The sequence below is a fragment of the Aeromonas rivipollensis genome (genome assembly GCF_037811135.1).
GTDB classification, from domain to species: Bacteria; Pseudomonadota; Gammaproteobacteria; order Enterobacterales; family Aeromonadaceae; genus Aeromonas; species Aeromonas rivipollensis.
This window is the reverse complement of the sequence record NZ_CP149130.1, coordinates 3,011,417-3,028,672: the sequence shown is the minus strand read 5'-3', so window position 1 is coordinate 3,028,672 and position 17,256 is coordinate 3,011,417. Positions and strand designations below refer to the sequence as shown.

Sequence of the window (17,256 nt, the reverse complement as noted above, 5' to 3'; positions counted from 1 at the left end):
ACCACTGAGCTGTGGGACGGGGATGAGGCCGCCTTCTTCCCTCTCCCTCCAGTAACGACCGGAGGCTGAGGATGAGCGAGATAATGACAGTGGATCGCATCCTAGTGCAGCGGGCCGACTTCTCCCTGGGAGAGGAGTATGAACGCCTCGCTGCCCGCCATGACAGCGGCGCCATCGTCACCTTCGTCGGCAAGGTGCGTGACTTCAATCAGGGGGAGGAGGTTAAGGGACTCTCCCTCGAGCACTACCCCGGCATGACCGAGAAGGCACTGACGGACATAGTCACAGAGGCCCGTGGCCGCTGGCCGCTGCAGGAGTGCACCCTCATTCACCGCATCGGCGATCTGCTGCTCGGGGATCAGATTGTGTTGGTGGCGGTGAGCAGCGCCCACAGGGACGCCGCCTTCGAGGCCTGCCACTTCATCATGGATTTCTTGAAGACCCGGGCGCCGTTCTGGAAAAAAGAGCTGACCGCCGAGGGCGTTCAACGCTGGGTCGAGGCCAAGGCGAGCGATGACGCCGCCGCCGCCCGCTGGCGGCAAGAGTCCTAGCCGACCCGGTTCGATGACAGGCGAGTGCTCGCGGGCGCTTGCCACCACTAGCTTCGGGTTCGCCGGAGCCTCAAGGAGACAGGGAATGAAGAAACAGTTGTCCGTGGTGTTGCTCGGTCTGTTTGCCGGCGCCTTGCACAGCGGGGCCGCTTTGGCCGATGAAGTCAGGGTGGCCGTGGCCGCCAACTTCAAGGGCACCCTGGAGCGCATTGGCAAGGAGTTCACCGCCAAGACCGGCCACAGCGTCGCCATCAGCTCGGCGGCCACTGGTGTGCTCTACACCCAGATCACCCACGGCGCCCCCTTCGATCTCTTCCTCTCCGCCGACGTGGCCACCCCTCAAAAACTGGAGGCGGAGGGCAAGGGGAGCGGTCGTTTCACCTACGCCATCGGCCAGCTCGGCCTGTGGCAGAAGGGAGGGCCTGCCCCCGACGAGGCCACCTTGCGCAATTGGCAGGGGGAGCTGGCCATCGCCAACCCCAAGACCGCCCCCTATGGCACCGCCGCCATGGCAACCCTGGCCCACCTCAAGATAGATCCCAAGCAGTACCGGCTGCTGACTGGCACCAACATCGGCCAGACCTGGCAGTTCGTGGACACCGGCAATGCGAAGCTCGGTTTCGTCGCCTGGGCCAACCTGGTGGAGGCGGGCAAGACAGGCGAAGCCTGGGCCGTGCCGGCCAGCTTCTACCCCCCCATAGAGCAGCAGGGGCTGGTATTGAAGAAGGGGGAGGCGGTCGAGGCGCTGGTGGCCTGGCTCAAGGGCCCGGGTCAGGAGCAGATCAAGGCCGCGGGCTATGCCCTGCCCCAATGAGGGTATGGGGCTGATGTTATACCCCGAGTGGCCGACCCAGGGGTCGACCAGGCGTTGCGATGAGAGGGCACAGCATGTGGTTGTCGGCATCAACCCGGGAGGCGAACGATGAGTGAAGGGGATCTGCTGGCGGTCTGGCTCACCTTGAAGCTGGCGGCCAGCACCACCGTCATACTGCTGCTGCTGTCGCCGCCGCTCGCCTGGTGGCTCTCCCGCAGCCAGCACCGGCTGCGGCCGCTGGTGGAGGCCCTGGTGGCGCTGCCCCTGGTGTTGCCGCCGACCGTGCTCGGCTTCTATCTGCTGCTCGCCTTCTCGCCGGAGTATGGCCTCGGCGCCTGGTGGCGGGAGACCTTCGGGACAACCCTGGCCTTCAGCTTCCTCGGCCTGCTGTTTGCCTCCATTCTCTATTCGCTCCCCTTCGTGGTGCAGCCCCTCACCTCCGCCTTCGTCAACATGGGCAGCAAAGAGCTGGAAGCCGCCGCCACCCTGGGGCTGGGGCCCCTTGAGCGCTTCTTTCAGATCATCTTGCCGATGACGCTGCCGAGCTTTGTGATGGCGGCGGCGCTGGGCTTTGCCCATACCCTGGGGGAGTTTGGCGTGGTGCTGATGATAGGGGGCAACATCCCGGGGGAGACCCAGGTGCTCTCCATCGCCCTCTTTGATCACGTGGAAGCCATGGATTATCGGCATGCCCACTACCTGGCGGGTGGCCTGATGGGCTTCTCCCTGGTGATGCTGGTGCTGGTCTATGGCGTCTTGCAGCGCCGGCAGCGGAGGCTGTTCGGATGAGCCTGCACCTCAAGGCCAACCGTGCGTTCGGCTCCTTCACCCTGGCATGCGATCTGGCGCTGCCCCTTGGCGGCATTCTCGGCCTCTTTGGCCCCTCCGGCTGTGGCAAGAGCACCTTGCTGCGCATTATCGCCGGGCTGGACCGCGCTCCCTCGGACGTCTTGCACTGGCAGGGGCGTGATCTGGCGGCCCTGCTGCCGGAGGCGCGCCGCATCGGGCTGGTGTTCCAGGACTCCCGCCTCTTCCCCCATCTGAGCGTGCTCGGCAACTTGCAGCTGGCGGCGGGCAAGGGGCGAGGGCGCTGGCAGCCCGAGGCGCTGGCGCTGCGGCTCGGCTTTGCCGATCTGCTGGAACAGCCGGCTCACGGGCTTTCCGGCGGCCAGCGCCAGCGGGTGGCCCTGGGGCGGGCCCTGCTGGCGGAGCCCGATCTGCTGCTGCTCGATGAGCCCTTCTCGGCACTGGACAGCCGCAGCCGCATCCATCAGGCCCATGTGCTCAAGGGATTGCAGCGCGAAAGCGGCATCCCCATGATCTTCGTGAGCCACGCCATGGAGGAGGTGAGCCTGCTGTGCGATCAACTGGTGCTGCTGGCTGACGGCAGGCTGGAGGCGCAGGGCAGGCCGAGCGAGATCTTCGCCCGCACCGACCTCTCCCTCTCCAGTCGCGACGACGTCGGTGTCATGCTGACGGCGACCCTGGCCCATTACGATGACGATGAACAGATGGCGACCCTGCAACTCGGGGATCAGAGCCTGATGGTCACCATGGAGCATGCCCCCGACGAGACAGGGGAGTTGCAGATCAAGGTGGCGGGGCGGGATCTGGTGATCGCCACCGCCCCCATCACACACTCCAGCCTCTCCAACTGCCTCGCGACCCGACTGCTCGAGGTGAGGGAGGTGAGGCCGGGGCAAACCCTGTTGCAGTTGGCGCTGGGGCAGCAGATACTGCTGGCCCGGATCACCAGCCGCTCCGCGAAACGGCTGGCGCTGGTGCCTGGGCAGCGCCTCTACGCCTACATCAAGGCGGTGAGCCTGGTGGGAGAGGGCTGAGGGGCTTGTCGCCACAGCATGGGCAGCAAGGCCGTCGATGGCCGCTATCGAGTCGAGAGGGAGAGCACGGGTGCGTCGTAACCAGGTAATGAAATCCCATGGATTGGCCCTGCGCAGCGCGGGGGAGGGCCCCTTGCTGCTCCTGCTGCACGGCCTTGGCTCCTCCAGCCTCGACTGGCAGGCCCAGATCGAGCACTTCTCCCAGCACTACCGGGTGGTGGCGCTGGACCTGCGCGGCCACGGCCAGAGCATGCAGGAGGGCCCCTTCGACGTGCCCACCCTGGCGGCGGACGTGGCCCGCTGGCTCGAGGAGCAGCCGGAACCCGCCTGGGTGGTGGGGCTGTCTCTCGGGGCCATGGTGGCGCTGGAGCTGGCGCTGCGACTGCCCCACAAGGTGCAGGGGCTGGTACTGGTCAACGGCTTCAGCGAGTTTCTGCTGGAGACGCCGAAAGAGCAGGAGCGCCATGCCATGCGCCTCAAGTGGCTGCGCTGGTTTGGCATGCGGCCGCTGGCCTGGTGGCTGGGGCGCGAGCTCTTCCCCGGTCCCGAGCTCGCCCAGGTGCGCCACACCTTCCGGCTGCGCTTCGTGCGCAGCAACAAGAAAAAGACTTATCGTGCGCTGCTGGAGGCGCTGCCCGGCTGGTCGGTGCGCGCCCGGCTCGGTAGCCTCTGGCAGCCGGTGGCCATCATCTCCACCAGCCACGACTACCTGCCGCTCGCCAAACGGGTGGAGCAGTTCGCCTCCCTGCCCAACGCCAGCATCCATACCCCGGAGGGCCATCACGCCTGGCCTGCGGAAGATCCCGCCGGGTTCAATCATTTGCTTCACCGGATTTTAGAAACTCATTAAACTTGTCGCCCCTTAGCCTTATTACCCGTGTATGTATTGGTCCGATCGCCTTGCCAATGGCACAAGGCAAGGCAATCGGACCCATTTTGCTCTATTTAACAGGTATTTCCTCATGTCTGAAGTAATGAAAATGGCCATCGATGATGGCTCCACCAACGTCAAGGTGAGCTGGATCGAGAACAAGGTGCTCAAGACCATCATCTCCCCCAACTCCTTTCGCAAGGATTGGAAGAGCGCCGCCTTGCGCAAGGACAAGAAGATCTACAACTACGAAATAGGCAACACCAAGTACACCTATGACGCCACCTCGGACAAGTCCCTGGCGACCACCCATGTGGAGTACCAGTACGACGATCTCAACCTGCTCTCCGTGCACCACGCCCTGCTGCAGACCGGCGTGACCCCCTGCGACGTGGCCATCACTGTCACCCTGCCCATCACCGAGTTCTACAACCCGGACGATTGCCAGCGCAACGAAGAGAAGATAGAGAAGAAGCGGCGCAACCTGATGCGGGCCATCAGCCTCAACAAGGGGGAGCTGTTCAACATCGTCAGCGTGGAAGTCATGCCGGAGAGCCTGCCTGCGGCACTCTCCCGCCTGATCGGCTCTGGCTGCAACGAGTTCACCAAGACGCTGGTGATCGACTGCGGTGGCACCACCCTGGACATGGGGATCATCGTCGGCGAGTTTGACGACGTCTCCGATGTGTATGGCAACAACGAGATCGGCGTCTCCATGGTGACAGACGCCACTCGCAAGGCACTGGCGGCGGCAGACAGCGACTCCAGCTATCTGGTGGCCAACGAGTTCATCAAGCGTCGCCACGACATGAGCTTCGTGCGGGACGTGGTCAACGACGAGAGCCAGATCCCCAAGATCCTCGAGAAGATGCAGAACAAGATCGACGAGCTGGGCTCCCAGGTGGCGCACGAGGCGAAGAAGTTCGCCAAGAACCCGAACCGGGTCTACCTGGTTGGCGGCGGCGCTTCCCTGATCCATGAGGCCATCAAGGCCGCCTACCCGACCCTGGGTGACAGGGTGGAGCTGCTGGACGATGCCCAGTCCGCCCTGGCCCGGGAGATCTGTCTCTACACCACGGAAGAGGAAGAAGTCTACCGGGAAGCGGCCGTGATGGCCGGGGTGGCGGATGAGTAGCCAGCTCAAGCGCATGACCTTCTCCATCTTCATGGATCCGGGTGCGCTGGAGTCTGATCGCTATGCCGCCGGGGTCTTGCAGAGCTGGTACCAGCGGGCGCGCAAGATCCAGGACGATGTGGAGGAGTTCGACTTCTCCAAGAGTCGCTTTCACAAGGACATCTACCTCTCCGGCATGTTCATGTATGTGCTGGCCCCCAGCCTGTGCAAGGCGGTGGCCAATGCCTTCGGCCCCGAGCAGGTGAATTTCGAAACCTTGCGCCATGTCTTCGCCAGCTGTGGCTTCGCGCTGGGGGAGGGGGCAGCCCCTGCCGTGAGCGACACCCTGATCGACGAGATAGTGGCCAGGCTGGCCCCCCGCCTTGGTCAGGACAACAGTGCCCAGATGGTGGAAGAGATAGTGCAACGCCTGGGTCAGCCCCAGGCCCTGCCCTCTTCGGATCATCTGGTGGACGAGATAGTGAGCCGGCTCGGCGAGCAGCAGCCCACCGAGCTGTGGGATGAGCTGAGGCAGGGGCTGCCTGCCCCGCTCGATCACGATCTGCTGGCCGAAACCATAGCGGGCAAGCTGCCCGTGGCGGCGGCGGAGCAGGATCTGGCACCCCTTGCCAGCAGCATCCAGCTGCTCTCTCGCCAGCTGGAGGAGCAATCCCGGCTCATCCGCGAGCAGCACCGGCTGATCCAGCGACTGGCCAGCGCCCCGGCCCGCCAGGGGGCGGCAGGTGCCGAGGCTGAGCCTTTGGTGGAGGATCTCTCGAGCCAGGTCGCGAACATGAAGAAGGTCAAGGCCAAGGGAATCTTCTAGGGCGCAAGCCTGGGTCTCTGCGTGCCCATGCAAAAAAGCCGAACCCCAGGGTTCGGCTTTTTTGTGGGTGCGTTTTGCCACTCAGGGCTGGGAGCAGACCGGGCAGTCCGGGCGCTTGGGCAGCTTCATCTCGCGAAAGCTGCCACCCAGGCCGTCGATCATCAGCAGGCGGCCGCTGTGGCTCCTGCCCATGCCCGCCAGCAGCTTGATGGCTTCCAGCGCCTGCAGGCTGCCCACCAGCCCGACCACGGGGGCCAGCACCCCGGCCTCGACACAGGTCAGTGACTGCTCGCCAAAGAGGGCGCTCAGGCAGGCGTAGCAGGGCTCGTCCGCCTGCCAGGTGAAGCTGCACAGCTGCCCCTCCAGCCGGATGGCGGCACCGGACACCAGCGGCACCCGATGCTGGCGGGCGCGCTGGTTGAGCAGGTTACGGATGGCGACGTTGTCGGTGCAGTCGAGCACCAGCTGGTGGCTGGGCAGCAGGGCATCGAGCAGCGCCTCGTCTGCGAGGAGGGCGTGAGTCTCCACCTCGAGCCAGGGATTGAGGGCCCGCAGTGCCAGGGCGGCGGAGTCCACCTTGTACATGCCGATGCGCTCGTCTCTGTGCAGCACCTGGCGCTGCAAATTGGAGAGCTCCACCCGATCGAAATCCACCAGGGTGAGGTGGCCGACCCCGGCCACCGCCAGGTACTGGCTGGCGGCGCAGCCCAGGCCCCCGGCGCCTATCACCAGCACCCGGGCTTGCTTGAGCGCCTCCTGCCCCTCGAAGTCGAAAGACTTGAGCACTATCTGGCGGTTGTAGCGAAGGAGCTCGGCATCGCTCAGGATCTCGCTCACAGCAGCAGCCCCGAGAAGGGCTCGACGGTGACCGTCTCACCGGCGGCCACCTTGCCCCGTGCCTGCTCGAGGACGATGTAGCAGTTGGCCCGGGACAGGGAGCTGAAGACGCCGGAGTCCTGGGAACCGGTGCTGCGTACCTCCAGGCCGTTCGGGCCAAGGCTCAGGATGCCGCGCTGGAAGTCCAGGCGCCCCGGCGCCTTCTTGAGGGGCTCGGCAGCCATGGCCTGCAGCGGCAGGGGGCGCGCGAAGTGGTGGCCGGCCAGCCTGGCCAGCGCCGGTTGCACCAGCTGATCGAAGGTGACCATGGCGGAGACGGGGTTGCCCGGCAGGCCGAAGAACCAGGCGTTAGGCAGGCGGCCGAAGGCAAAGGGCTTGCCCGGCTTGATGGCGAGCTTCCAGAAGCCGATTTCGCCAAGCTCCTCCAGCAACTGCTTGGTGAAGTCTGCCTCCCCGACCGAGACGCCCCCCGTGGTGATCAGGGCATCGGCCTCGCGGTCGGCCTGGAGGAAGGCGGCGCGCAGGGCGGCCGGATCGTCGGGGATGATGCCAAGATCCAGGCAGTCTATGCCCATGCGGGTCAGCATGGCCTTGACGCCGTAACGGTTGGAGTCATAGATGTCGCCATGGGCGAGGGGGGTTCCCAGGGGTTTGAGCTCGTCCCCCGTGCTGAAGATGGCCACCTTGAGGGGGCGGCGCACCGTCACAGTGGCGATGCCCAAGGAGGCCAGCAGCGGCAGCTCCCGGGGGCTGAGGCGAAGGCCGCTGGCCAGCACCCGGGATCCTTCGGCCAGGTCCTCGCCACGGCGGCGGATGTTCTGGCCAAGGAAGGGGGTCGTCAGAAAAGTGATCCCGTTGGCGCCTTCCTGCGTTTCTTCCTGCATCACCACCGCCTCCGTGCCCGCCGGCACAGGGGAGCCGGTCATGATGCGGATGCAGTGACCGGCTGGCCATTCCCCCTCATAGGGTTGGCCGGCGAAGGCCTTGCCCGCCACGGGGAGCGGGGCGCCGGCGGCGAGATCGGCCAGGCGCACGGCATAGCCGTCCATGGCGGCGTTGTCGAAGGGGGGCACCGACAGGGGGGAGCTTATCTCCTCGGCCAGTATCCGATCCAGCGCCTGGGGCAGCGGCAACTGCTCCGTCTCGCAGCGGCAGCTGAGTTGTTCCAGCATCCCTTGCAGGGCCTTGTCCAAGGGGAGGAGTGCACCGGTATCGAATCCCATCATCATGACCTCTCTGGTGTATAGGGGGCGGATTATCCCAAAAATCCGCCCCCATGGGCAGGCGGATCGCGCAGGAAGGGGGGAGAAAGCCGCTTTTGCCTGGATGACGGGGGCGGTCACCCCCTTGAATTACCTCCTTGTGGGTGGCATGGCAGGGTGTGGCATGGGGAGTTGCCGGATCATTGACCCTATGCCCCCCGAACGGGGAGGGGGGCATAGGGTAAAACGGGGCGGTTTGGCATAAAGTCAGGTGCCGGGCTTGAGTTAGTTTGAATTATGACAATAATCGCCCTGTAACATTGCGCCACGACACCAGGTCGATGGCCAGCACAGTCCCTGAGCGTGGGAGAGAAACAAGATGACGAGCTTTAGCCAGGAAGCCCTGTTGGTCAGGGCAGCGCTCGAGGCCGAGGGCCTCGAGACACCACTGGTGGCCAATGGGTTGAACGGCCAGCAGAAGAAGGAAAACATCGAAGGCCATATGCGCGCCATCATGGAGACGCTTGGGCTGGATCTGGCCGATGACAGTCTGGCCGAGACGCCGCACCGCATCGCCAAGATGTACGTGAACGAGATCTTCTCCGGCCTCGACTACGCCACCTTCCCCAAGGTGACGGTGATCGAGAACAAGATGAAGGTGGACGAGATGATCATGGTGCGGGACATCAGTCTCACCAGCACCTGTGAGCACCACTTCGTCACCATCGACGGGCTGGCCCACGTGGCCTACATCCCCCGTGGCAAGGTGATCGGGCTGTCGAAGATCAACCGCATAGTGCAGTTCTTCGCCCGCCGTCCCCAGGTGCAGGAGCGGCTCACCCAGCAGATACTGCTGGCGCTGCAGACCCTGCTCGGTACCAGGGACGTGGCCATCAGCATCAAGGCGACCCACTTCTGCGTGAAGGCCCGTGGGGTGATGGATTCGACCTCCTATACCACCACCACCTCCCTCGGCGGTGTCTTCAAGACCCAGCCAGAGACCCGTGCCGAGTTCCTCGGTGGCCTGAAAGGCTAGTCACCCAGGGGCATGTCCCACCGACATGCCCCGGCTTCTTCCCCTCCCGTCTGCCGCTCCGGTTTTTTTCTGAAAAAATTCTAAAGTGATGCCCGCGGGGGCCGATACAGCTCACCGTGCCACGGGATGGCCTGTTTGACACCCGTTTGGCCCCCTCGTCCGTGCCGATACGGATGAGGTTTGAATGACTGCTATGGATGGCAGCTAGTGTGCTCGCGCCTCGAAGGGCCGGCACCGACGAATGCCACTTGATGACCCATATGCAGGACATGCCATGAACACCATGACGATAGGCAAGAAACTCACCGCCGGCTTTGCCGTACTCGGCCTGATGATGGCCTTTATCGGCGGCTTTTCACTGTTTGAATTCAGCACCATGAACCGGGCCGCCATCGGATTTACCGACAGCATACTGCCCGCCGTGGTGCGCACCAGCACCCTGGGCGAGACCATCAATGCGGTGCGCCGCTATGAGCTGGATGTCTTTCTGGTGGCGGACGATCCCCAGCAGCAGGCCCATTACCGCAACGAGAGCGAGAAGAGCCTGAGGGAGGCCGGGCAGCAGATAGCGGCCCACGATGCCACCATCTGGGCGGAGGATGTGGAGGAGCGCCGCACCTTCGACATCGTCAAGGGTGACTGGGAGAAGTACCTCGGCCTGCACCAGCGCATCAGGCAGATGCAGGACGCCGGTCAGATGAGCGAGGCCCAGCACCTCTTCATGGGGGAGGGGATCACCCTCTACACCAACCTGGCCAAATCGGTTGGCGACCTGGTACGCATCAACCATGGCTATGCCGACGCCTCCCGCAAGGTGGTGGTAGGAGCGTATGACTCCGCCAAACTGAGCGTCACCCTGGCCCTGCTGGTCGGTCTGGTGCTGGTGGTCTGTCTCTCGGTGGTGCTGACCCGCCAGATCCGCGACCCGCTCATCATGCTGGCCCGTCAGGCCCAGCGCATCGCGAGCGGCGATCTGGGCAAGGGGGAGCTGCAGGAGTGGATCCGTGGCAGTCGCTTCAACCGCGACGAGCTGGGTCAGCTCGGCTCGGCCATCGACCGCATGCAGGGCGCGCTGGCGGACCTGGTGAGCGAGATAGCCGGTTCGGTGAGCCAGCTCAGCAGCGCTGTGGAGGAGGTGAGCGCCATCTCCGAGCAGTCAGCCAAGGGCATGGCCAGCCAGCAGAGCGAGGTCTCCCAGGTGGCCACCGCCATGAACGAGATGCAGTCCACCGTCAATGAGGTGGCCCGCAACACCACGGATGCCATGAGCGCGGCCAAGGATGCCTCTCGCACCTCGACCCAGGGCAACCAGGTGGTGCGCAGCGCCATCGGCAGCATAGAGCAGGTGTCCCTGCAGATAGAGCAGGCGGGCGCAGTGGTGTCGCAGCTGGAAGCGGACAGTGCCAGCATCAGCATGGTGCTGGATGTCATTCGCGGCATCGCCGAGCAGACCAACCTGCTGGCACTCAACGCAGCCATAGAGGCGGCCCGGGCCGGCGAGCAGGGGCGTGGTTTTGCGGTCGTCGCGGACGAAGTGCGCTCCCTGGCCCAGCGTACCCAGGCCTCCACCGCCGAGATCAGCAAGATGATAGAGCTATTGCAGGAGCGCACCGCCGAAGCGGGCAACGCCATGCAACTGAGCCGCCAGCAGATGCAGGAGAGCGTCGGGCTGGCACGGGAAGCGGGGGACAGCATCGACAGCATCAACGGCGCCGTCACCCATATCAGCGACATGAACACCCTGATCGCCACCGCCACCGAAGAGCAGAACGCGGTGACCGAGGAGCTCAACCGCAGCATAGTGAACATCCACAATGCCGCCGACGAGAACGCCCAGGGAGCGCAGCAGACAGCCCAGGCCTGTGTCGAGCTGAGCAAGCTGGCCAACAATCTGCACCATATGACTCAGCGTTTTACCCTCTAAATCTTGCTGCCACCCGGCAGATAGCAGAAGGCCCCGCCAATTGGCGGGGCCTTGTTGTTTCTGGCGGGCTGCCATGGCGGCCGTCAGCTCAGCCCCACTATCTCGCCGTCGTCGTCGATATCGATATGGCGATAGGCCGGCAGGCTGCCAAGGCCAGGCATTGTCATGATGGGGCCCGCCAGGGCATAGACGAAACCGGCGCCGGCGCAGAGCTTCACCTCCTCGATGGGCACCTCGAAGTCCGTCGGCACCCCCTTGATGGCCGGATCATGGCTGATGGAGAGCGGCGTCTTGGCCACGCAGATGGGCAGGTGATCCCAGCCCTCGGCCGAGAGCCGCGCCAACTGCTGGCGCGCCTTGTCCGAGAGCCGCACCCCGCGCCCGCCGTAGCCGCACTCCACCAGGGTGGCGAGCTTGGCGCCGAGGCTCATCTCGTTTGGGTAGAGCAGCTTGACGTCCCTTGGCAGCGCACAGGCGGCGACCACGGCCCGGGCCAGCTCGCTGGCGCCCGCGCCCCCCTCGGTGAAGGCGTGGGAGATGGCGGCGTCACAGGCGCCAGCGGCCAGCGCCTCGCGGGCCAGCAGATCCAGCTCGGCCTGGCTGTCGCTCGGGAAGCGGTTGATGGCGACCACCACGGGCACCCCGTAACGGCGGGCGTTCTGGATATGCCAGGCGAGGTTGGCGCAGCCCTGCTTGAGGGTGGGCAGGTCTTCCCCTTGCAGGCTCGCCGGCAGCGGCTGGCCGGGGCGGATGTCGAGCAGGCCGCTGTTGGCCTTGAGGCCACGTACCGTGGCCACCAGCACCACGCAGGCGGGGGTGATGCCGGACTGGCGGCTCTTGATGTTGAAGAACTTCTCCAGCCCCATGTCGGAGCCAAAGCCCGCCTCTGTCACCACGTAATCGGTGAGCCCGAGCGCCATGCGATCGGCGATGACCGAGGAGTTGCCGTGGGCGATGTTGGCGAAGGGGCCGGCGTGCACCAGCACCGGGGTCTGCTCCGTGGTCTGCATCAGGGTCGGTTGCAGGGCGTCTTTGAGCAGCACCGTCATGGCGCCCGCCACTTCCAGCTGCTCGGCGGTGATGGGGTTGCCATGGATGTCCAGCGCCAGCTGGATGCGGCCGATGCGCGCGCGCAGGTCTTTCAGATCGCTGGCCAGCGCCAGAATGGCCATCAGCTCGGAGGCGGCGGTGATGACGAAGCGGTCGGCACGCTCCACCCCGTCGGCGGGGCCACCCTGGCCCAGGGTGAGATGGCGCAGGGCGCGGTCGTTCATGTCCAGGGTGCGCGGCCAGAGGATGTTGGCCGGGTCTATCTCGAGGCGCGAGAGGCCTGTCCTGGCGCTGAACTGGTCCCCCAGTTTCTGCTCGTGGAACAGACGGGCATCCAGGGCCGCCGCCGCCAGATTATGGGCGGCGCTCAGGGCATGAAAGTCCCCGGTGAGGTGCAGGTTCATCTCCTCCATAGGCACCACCTGGGCATGTCCGCCCCCGGCGGCGCCCCCCTTGACCCCGAACACCGGCCCGAGACTCGGCTGGCGTATGGTGGCGATGCTGGGCCGACCTATGTGGTTGAGGCCCATGGAGAGGCCGAGGGTGGTGACCGTCTTGCCCTCGCCAAGGGGCGTGGGGGTGATGGCGCTCACCAGCACCAGCTGACCTGCCCGTCCGGGCCGGGACTTGAGCAGTTCGAGACTGAGTTTGCCCTTGTGGTGGCCCTGGGGGCTGAGCTGGTGGGGCGGGATGGCGAGGCGTTCGGCCAGCGCCTGGATGGAGAGACGGGGGGACTGGCGGGAGATCTCGATATCGCTTAGCATCAGCACCTCGTTGGCATGTCAGGTCAAAGATGCGGCGAAGTCTAGAGGAATCAATAAGGTTATCCAATGAGTAATACTATTTTATCCGGCAGTCGTGAGCCCCATCAAAGCCCCATACTGCTGGATCTCAATGCCCTCTACCATCCTCCCAAGCAGCCGCTCACCGCCCTTGGCATCGTCAGCGCCTTGGTCCCGCTGTTCGGCTACGGCTGGCAGGCGATGACCCAGGATCCCGAGACCCACTTTCGCCAGGAGCTCGCCAAGCGCATCAACAAGCGCAAGACGGACGAGGCCAACCTCGCGCTGATCCTGCAACTGGCGGCCATGCTGGACTGCCACTGTCTGCACATCACCCTGCCCTATGCGCTTGGCGAGGAGCAGCTCGCCACCCTGGCACGGCGCCTGCCGCGCTGGCAGCTGACTTTGCGCGATCTGCTGCTGGTGGCCGAGCTGCCGGTCGTCCCCACCCCCTGATCAGCCTCCCTCCGGCCCGAGCTCAGGTCTCCCTGTCCCAGTAGTGGGGGGCCAGGTAGCGCTCCTGCACGAACTCGATGAAGCAGCGCACCTTGGCCGAGACGAAACGGCGGTGCGGATAGAGGGCATAGAGCCCCACCTGTCCCTTCTCCCATTCCGGCAACAGGGGCACCAAGGCGCCTGAGCGCAGCGCATCCCCGACGATGAAGGTGGGCTGCAATATGATGCCCTGGTGGTCGCAGGCTGCCCGGGTCAGGGCCACGCCATTATTGGCGCGAAGGGGCCCCTGGGGGCGCACGCTTTGCTGCTCCCCATCCCGTTTGAAGACCCAGTCCGGCTGGGTCAGGGTATAGATGAGGCAGTCGTGCTGCTTGAGATCCTCCGGGGTCTTTGGGGTGCCCCTGCGGGCCAGGTATTCGGGGCTGGCGCACACCACCAGCTTCATGGTGGCGAGCGGCTTGGCCACCAGGGAGGAATCCGGCAGGTTGCCGATCCGCAGCGCCAGATCGAAACCCTCCTCCACCAGCGCCACCCGCCGGTCGCTGTACTCTATCTCCAGCTTGAGCTCGGGAAACCGCTCGCGAAACAGCGGCAGGGCGGGGGAGAGGTGCAGGTAGCCAAAGTCCATGGGCACCGACAGCTTGAGGGTGCCCTGGGGCTGCTGGTTGTTGTGGGTGAGCTGGCTGTGGGTCTCTTCCAGCTCCGCCAGCAGGGCCAGGGAGCGCTGGTAGTAGAACTGGCCCGCCTCTGTGGGGTTGACCTGGCGGGTGGTGCGTGACAGCAGCCGGGTCGACAATGACTCCTCGAGCTGCTGCATCAGCTTGGAGGTCATGGCGACCGAGATGCCGAGCTGATGGGCGGCCTTGGTAAAGCTCTGGCACTCCACCACCTTGATGAAGGTGCGCATGGCGGCTATCTGATCCATATTCCACTCTCGGTTGATAATTATTTTAATAAATCGATGATTATCCATTCCTGCTCGGAGGTTAGCATGTCGGGTATCGATGTGAACCCCCCAATGAAGGAACGATCGGAATGAAAATGACCAAGGCCCTGCTGGCTTCCTGCCTGTTTATGGCGGCTCCCCTGATGGCGGCCGACTACGATGTCGATGCGGCTCACACCACAGTCCAGTTCAAGGTGGGCCACCTCGGCTTCTCCGAGCTGGTCGGCCGGTTCAACACCTTCAGCGGCACCTTCAGCATGGATGATGCCAATCCGACTGCCGCCAAGGCGAGCTTCGAAATCGACGCCGCCAGCGTGGACTCCAACCACGAGGCCCGCGACAAGCACCTGCGCAGCCCCGACTTCCTGGACGTCAAGCAGTACCCCAAGATGACCTTCGTCAGCTCCGGCTATGAAGGCACCAAGGACAAGGGCGTGCTCAAGGGCACCCTGACCCTGCACGGCGTCTCCAAGGACGTGGCTTTCGACATGGTCCACATCGGTGAAGGCAAGGATCCCTGGGGCGGCTACCGCAGCGGCTTCAACGCCACCACCACCATCAAGCGCAGCGACTTTGGCGTGAACTACATGCTGCCGGGCATTCCGGACGAGATGAGCATCAACCTGTTCGTCGAAGGTGTGCGCAAGTAATGGGCGCAGCACTCTTGCTACAAACCCTGGCGGCCCCTTTGGGGGCCGCTTTGCTGTCATGGCGCTGGCCACGACTGGGTTATCTGTGGGGGGCGCTCGCGCTCTGGCTGGTGGGCTGCCTGCTGGGCGGCGCCTATGGCCTGCCGGTCAAGGCGTGGCAGTGGCTGCCGCTGTGCCTGCTGGTGCCCGCCATGGCGCTGCAACTGGCAGACAAGGGCATCGCCCTGGTGCTGTTCGCCGGGCTCGGTGCCCTGGTGTGGTGGCAGGGGCTGGCCTCGGTCCTCGCCATCGAGCCGCGCATCTGGCTGGCCCTCTTGCCCGCCATCGCCTGGTTCGGCTGGACGGGCTGGCGCGGTGACAGCGAGGAGGGGCTGGGCTTTGCCCTGGGCTTCATCTGGCTGGCGCTGGTCATCGGCATCGATGGCAGCTTGCTGATCGCCCAGCTGGCGGGCGCCCTGGCTGCCTTCGCCGGTTTCCGTGCCCTGCTCGGTGCCTTTGCGGGGGTCAAGGTGACCCCGGCCGCCCTGGCGCTGGCGCTGGCCTTCGTACAGATGCTGGCCTGGCAATATGTGGAAGTCCCGCTGCTGGTCCTGCTGCCGGTCTGGTTGCTGCCGCTCTTGGAGTGGGCCCTGCGCAAGCGCCCGGGATTGTCTCGTTGGGGTCTGCTGATCCTGGTCGGGGCAATTGGTGCTGGTTTGAGTCTGTGGTGGGTCTGGCCAGCAGCATCACTTTATTAATTTCTGCATGAAAAACAGACTATTACCTTATAAATTGATGGGTTAGTCAAAGTCTGCACAGATAAAGATTGAGCCCCATGGTGCTTTCAGATAAAAAGGATTTTCAATTATCTGGACACACACAGAACCCGGCTATGCCGGGTTCTGTTTGCCTGCTTTCTCGCGGCACGCTAAGGAGGCCACAGTTGCGCAGTCAGGGATCTGAGCATCTGTTTTTTCGCCATTTCACCGAGCAGGGACGCCTCGGGGATCTCTGCATTCTGCTGGTGACCCACCTGCTCCCGGACCGGCCCCATTTCATCCAGGTGCTCGATGGGGTGGGGCGGGTCGGCGCCATCCTGCCCAAACCCAAGTCCGTTCACGGGCCGACCCTGGCCTGGGCCCAGCAGCACTACCCAGTGCTGCCCCTCAATCGCCACTGGACCTCGGATCCCGAGGGCGTCATAGCCCAGATTGCCCCCCTGGTGCGGGAGCATGAGCGGCTCATCATCCTGGACATAGGCGGCTACTTCGCCAAGACCCAGGCGGTGCTCTCTGAACACTTCGGCGAGCGTTTTCTCGGGGTGGTGGAGATGACCGAAAACGGCCATCAGCGCTACGAACAGGAGCTGCTGGCCGCCCCCGTCATCTCGGTGGCGCGCAGTCCCCTCAAGCAGGCGGAAGACATCCAGATCGGCCTGAGCGTGGTCTACTCCGCCGAGTCCCTGGCGCGTACCCTGAGGCGCACCTTCAACGTCTGCCAGGCCGCCCTGTTCGGCTATGGCAAGGTGGGGCGCAGCATCGCCCGCGAGCTGCGCTGCCGCAACCTGCACCTGGAGCTGGTGGAGACGGATGCCCTGCGCCAGGTGGAGGCGCTCTCCCACGGCTTCAAGCTGGTGAACAAGGCCGAGGCCCTCGGCCGCGCCGAGCTGGTGATCTGCTGCACCGGCAACGGGGCCCTGGACATCGCCGACTTGCAGGCGCTGCGCCCCGGCGCCATGGTGGCCTCTGTCACCTCGGCGGATGACGAGTTCGCCTTCTGCCTCTCCCAGCTGCCCTGGCCGAGCGAGGAGGTGTGCCCCCATGTGCTGGCGCTCACGCGCCCGGATGGCAGCACCATCTTCCTGCTCAATCGCGGCGAGGCGGTAAACTTCGTCCACGGCGCCGTCATCGGCGAGTACGTCTATCTGGTGCTGGCGGAGATCATCGAAGGGGTGCACCAGCTGGCCGGGCAGAGTCCTGCCCCCGGCCTGCTCGAGCTGCCCCAGGCCACCATGCAGACCATAGCCCGCCACTGGTTAACCGATTTTCATGGAGTCATCGCATGACAGAACGACAGACCCCGGTCAGCAAGCCGCGCATCGAGATCCGCTACTGCACCCTCTGCCGCTGGATGCTGCGCGCCGCCTGGCTGGCCCAGGAGTTGCTCTCCACCTTCGACAGCGATCTCGGCGAGGTGGCGCTGGTACCCGCCAGCAAGGGGGAATTCAAGATCTTGGTCAACGGGATACAGGTGTGGGACAGGGTGGCCGACGAGGGCTTCCCCGAGGCCAAAGAGATCAAGCAGCGGGTGCGGGACCTCATATCCCCGGAGCGCGATCTCGGTCATGCCGATCGCAAGCCTGCCACCGAGTAGGCGA

General features: G+C 64.8%; 18 protein-coding genes. 14 read left to right on the top strand and 4 right to left on the bottom strand.

Features of this window, described 5'->3' with window-relative positions; translation table 11 throughout:
• Positions 1-71 precede the first annotated feature (71 nt).
• The 7 genes from moaE (at position 72) to WIR04_RS13555 (ending at position 6,017) form a co-directional block, all read left to right on the top strand.
• Positions 72-551: a molybdopterin synthase catalytic subunit MoaE gene (gene moaE / locus WIR04_RS13585; protein WP_338887618.1), complete on the top strand. Its 480-nt coding sequence runs from the start codon at positions 72-74 to the stop codon at positions 549-551.
• An 85-nt stretch (positions 552-636) separates the two neighbouring features.
• On the top strand, positions 637-1,365 hold the full coding sequence (modA, locus tag WIR04_RS13580) for a molybdate ABC transporter substrate-binding protein (RefSeq protein WP_338887616.1): 729 nt from the start codon (positions 637-639) through the stop codon (positions 1,363-1,365).
• A 108-nt stretch (positions 1,366-1,473) separates the two neighbouring features.
• The gene (gene modB, locus WIR04_RS13575; protein ID WP_338887614.1) at positions 1,474-2,154 is read left to right on the top strand and encodes a molybdate ABC transporter permease subunit; all 681 of its coding nucleotides are present in this window, start codon (positions 1,474-1,476) and stop codon (positions 2,152-2,154) included.
• Positions 2,151-3,206, top strand: a complete 1,056-nt coding sequence (gene modC / locus WIR04_RS13570; RefSeq protein WP_338887613.1) for a molybdenum ABC transporter ATP-binding protein — start codon at positions 2,151-2,153, stop codon at positions 3,204-3,206. The genes modB and modC overlap by 4 nt, the downstream gene beginning before the upstream one ends.
• Before the next feature lie 70 nt (positions 3,207-3,276).
• Positions 3,277-4,056, top strand: a complete 780-nt coding sequence (locus WIR04_RS13565; RefSeq protein WP_303805216.1) for an alpha/beta fold hydrolase — start codon at positions 3,277-3,279, stop codon at positions 4,054-4,056.
• 112 nt (positions 4,057-4,168) lie between these two features.
• Entirely contained in the window at positions 4,169-5,212 is a 1,044-nt protein-coding gene (gene parM, locus WIR04_RS13560) for a plasmid segregation protein ParM domain-containing protein (RefSeq protein WP_234568201.1), read from the top strand.
• Complete coding sequence (locus WIR04_RS13555) at positions 5,205-6,017, top strand: hypothetical protein (protein ID WP_025326420.1); 813 nt, start codon at positions 5,205-5,207, stop codon at positions 6,015-6,017. Before parM ends, WIR04_RS13555 begins: the two co-directional genes overlap by 8 nt.
• Positions 6,018-6,098: 81 nt before the next feature.
• Here the strand turns inward: WIR04_RS13555 and moeB are convergent, their stop codons facing one another.
• Entirely contained in the window at positions 6,099-6,854 is a 756-nt protein-coding gene (moeB, locus tag WIR04_RS13550; RefSeq protein ID WP_338887608.1) for a molybdopterin-synthase adenylyltransferase MoeB, read from the bottom strand.
• On the bottom strand, positions 6,851-8,077 hold the full coding sequence (gene moeA, locus WIR04_RS13545) for a molybdopterin molybdotransferase MoeA (RefSeq protein WP_338892579.1): 1,227 nt from the start codon (positions 8,075-8,077) through the stop codon (positions 6,851-6,853). Before moeA ends, moeB begins: the two co-directional genes overlap by 4 nt.
• A 358-nt stretch (positions 8,078-8,435) precedes the next feature.
• Here moeA and folE point away from each other — a divergent pair, with 358 nt between their 5' ends.
• Entirely contained in the window at positions 8,436-9,092 is a 657-nt protein-coding gene (folE, locus tag WIR04_RS13540; protein ID WP_025326424.1) for a GTP cyclohydrolase I FolE, read from the top strand.
• A gap of 274 nt (positions 9,093-9,366) precedes the next feature.
• Positions 9,367-11,016 carry a methyl-accepting chemotaxis protein gene (locus WIR04_RS13535; RefSeq protein ID WP_338887606.1) on the top strand — a complete coding sequence of 550 codons (1,650 nt, stop codon included), beginning with the start codon at positions 9,367-9,369 and terminating at the stop codon, positions 11,014-11,016.
• Between the two features lie 83 nt (positions 11,017-11,099).
• Here WIR04_RS13535 and WIR04_RS13530 read toward each other — a convergent pair whose 3' ends face one another.
• Positions 11,100-12,830, bottom strand: coding sequence for a formate--tetrahydrofolate ligase (locus WIR04_RS13530; RefSeq protein ID WP_338887604.1), 1,731 nt, complete (start codon positions 12,828-12,830; stop codon positions 11,100-11,102).
• 66 nt (positions 12,831-12,896) lie between these two features.
• Here WIR04_RS13530 and WIR04_RS13525 point away from each other — a divergent pair, with 66 nt between their 5' ends.
• A complete protein-coding gene (locus tag WIR04_RS13525) occupies positions 12,897-13,304 on the top strand; it encodes a hypothetical protein (protein WP_338887602.1) in 408 nt (135 codons plus the stop codon).
• A gap of 22 nt (positions 13,305-13,326) precedes the next feature.
• Here the strand turns inward: WIR04_RS13525 and WIR04_RS13520 are convergent, their stop codons facing one another.
• On the bottom strand, positions 13,327-14,229 hold the full coding sequence (locus tag WIR04_RS13520) for a LysR family transcriptional regulator (RefSeq protein ID WP_338887600.1): 903 nt from the start codon (positions 14,227-14,229) through the stop codon (positions 13,327-13,329).
• Between the two features lie 110 nt (positions 14,230-14,339).
• Between WIR04_RS13520 and WIR04_RS13515 the strand changes: the two genes are divergently transcribed.
• The 4 genes from WIR04_RS13515 to WIR04_RS13500 all read left to right on the top strand — a co-directional run bounded on the left by WIR04_RS13515 (position 14,340) and on the right by WIR04_RS13500 (position 17,252).
• Positions 14,340-14,900 carry a YceI family protein gene (locus tag WIR04_RS13515; RefSeq protein WP_025326429.1) on the top strand — a complete coding sequence of 187 codons (561 nt, stop codon included), beginning with the start codon at positions 14,340-14,342 and terminating at the stop codon, positions 14,898-14,900.
• Positions 14,900-15,637: a hypothetical protein gene (locus tag WIR04_RS13510; protein WP_338887597.1), complete on the top strand. Its 738-nt coding sequence runs from the start codon at positions 14,900-14,902 to the stop codon at positions 15,635-15,637. The genes WIR04_RS13515 and WIR04_RS13510 overlap by 1 nt, the downstream gene beginning before the upstream one ends.
• A gap of 185 nt (positions 15,638-15,822) precedes the next feature.
• Positions 15,823-16,944 carry an adenosylhomocysteinase gene (locus WIR04_RS13505; RefSeq protein WP_025326431.1) on the top strand — a complete coding sequence of 374 codons (1,122 nt, stop codon included), beginning with the start codon at positions 15,823-15,825 and terminating at the stop codon, positions 16,942-16,944.
• Positions 16,941-17,252, top strand: a complete 312-nt coding sequence (locus WIR04_RS13500) for a SelT/SelW/SelH family protein (RefSeq protein ID WP_338887595.1) — start codon at positions 16,941-16,943, stop codon at positions 17,250-17,252. Before WIR04_RS13505 ends, WIR04_RS13500 begins: the two co-directional genes overlap by 4 nt.
• Positions 17,253-17,256: the final 4 nt, after the last annotated feature.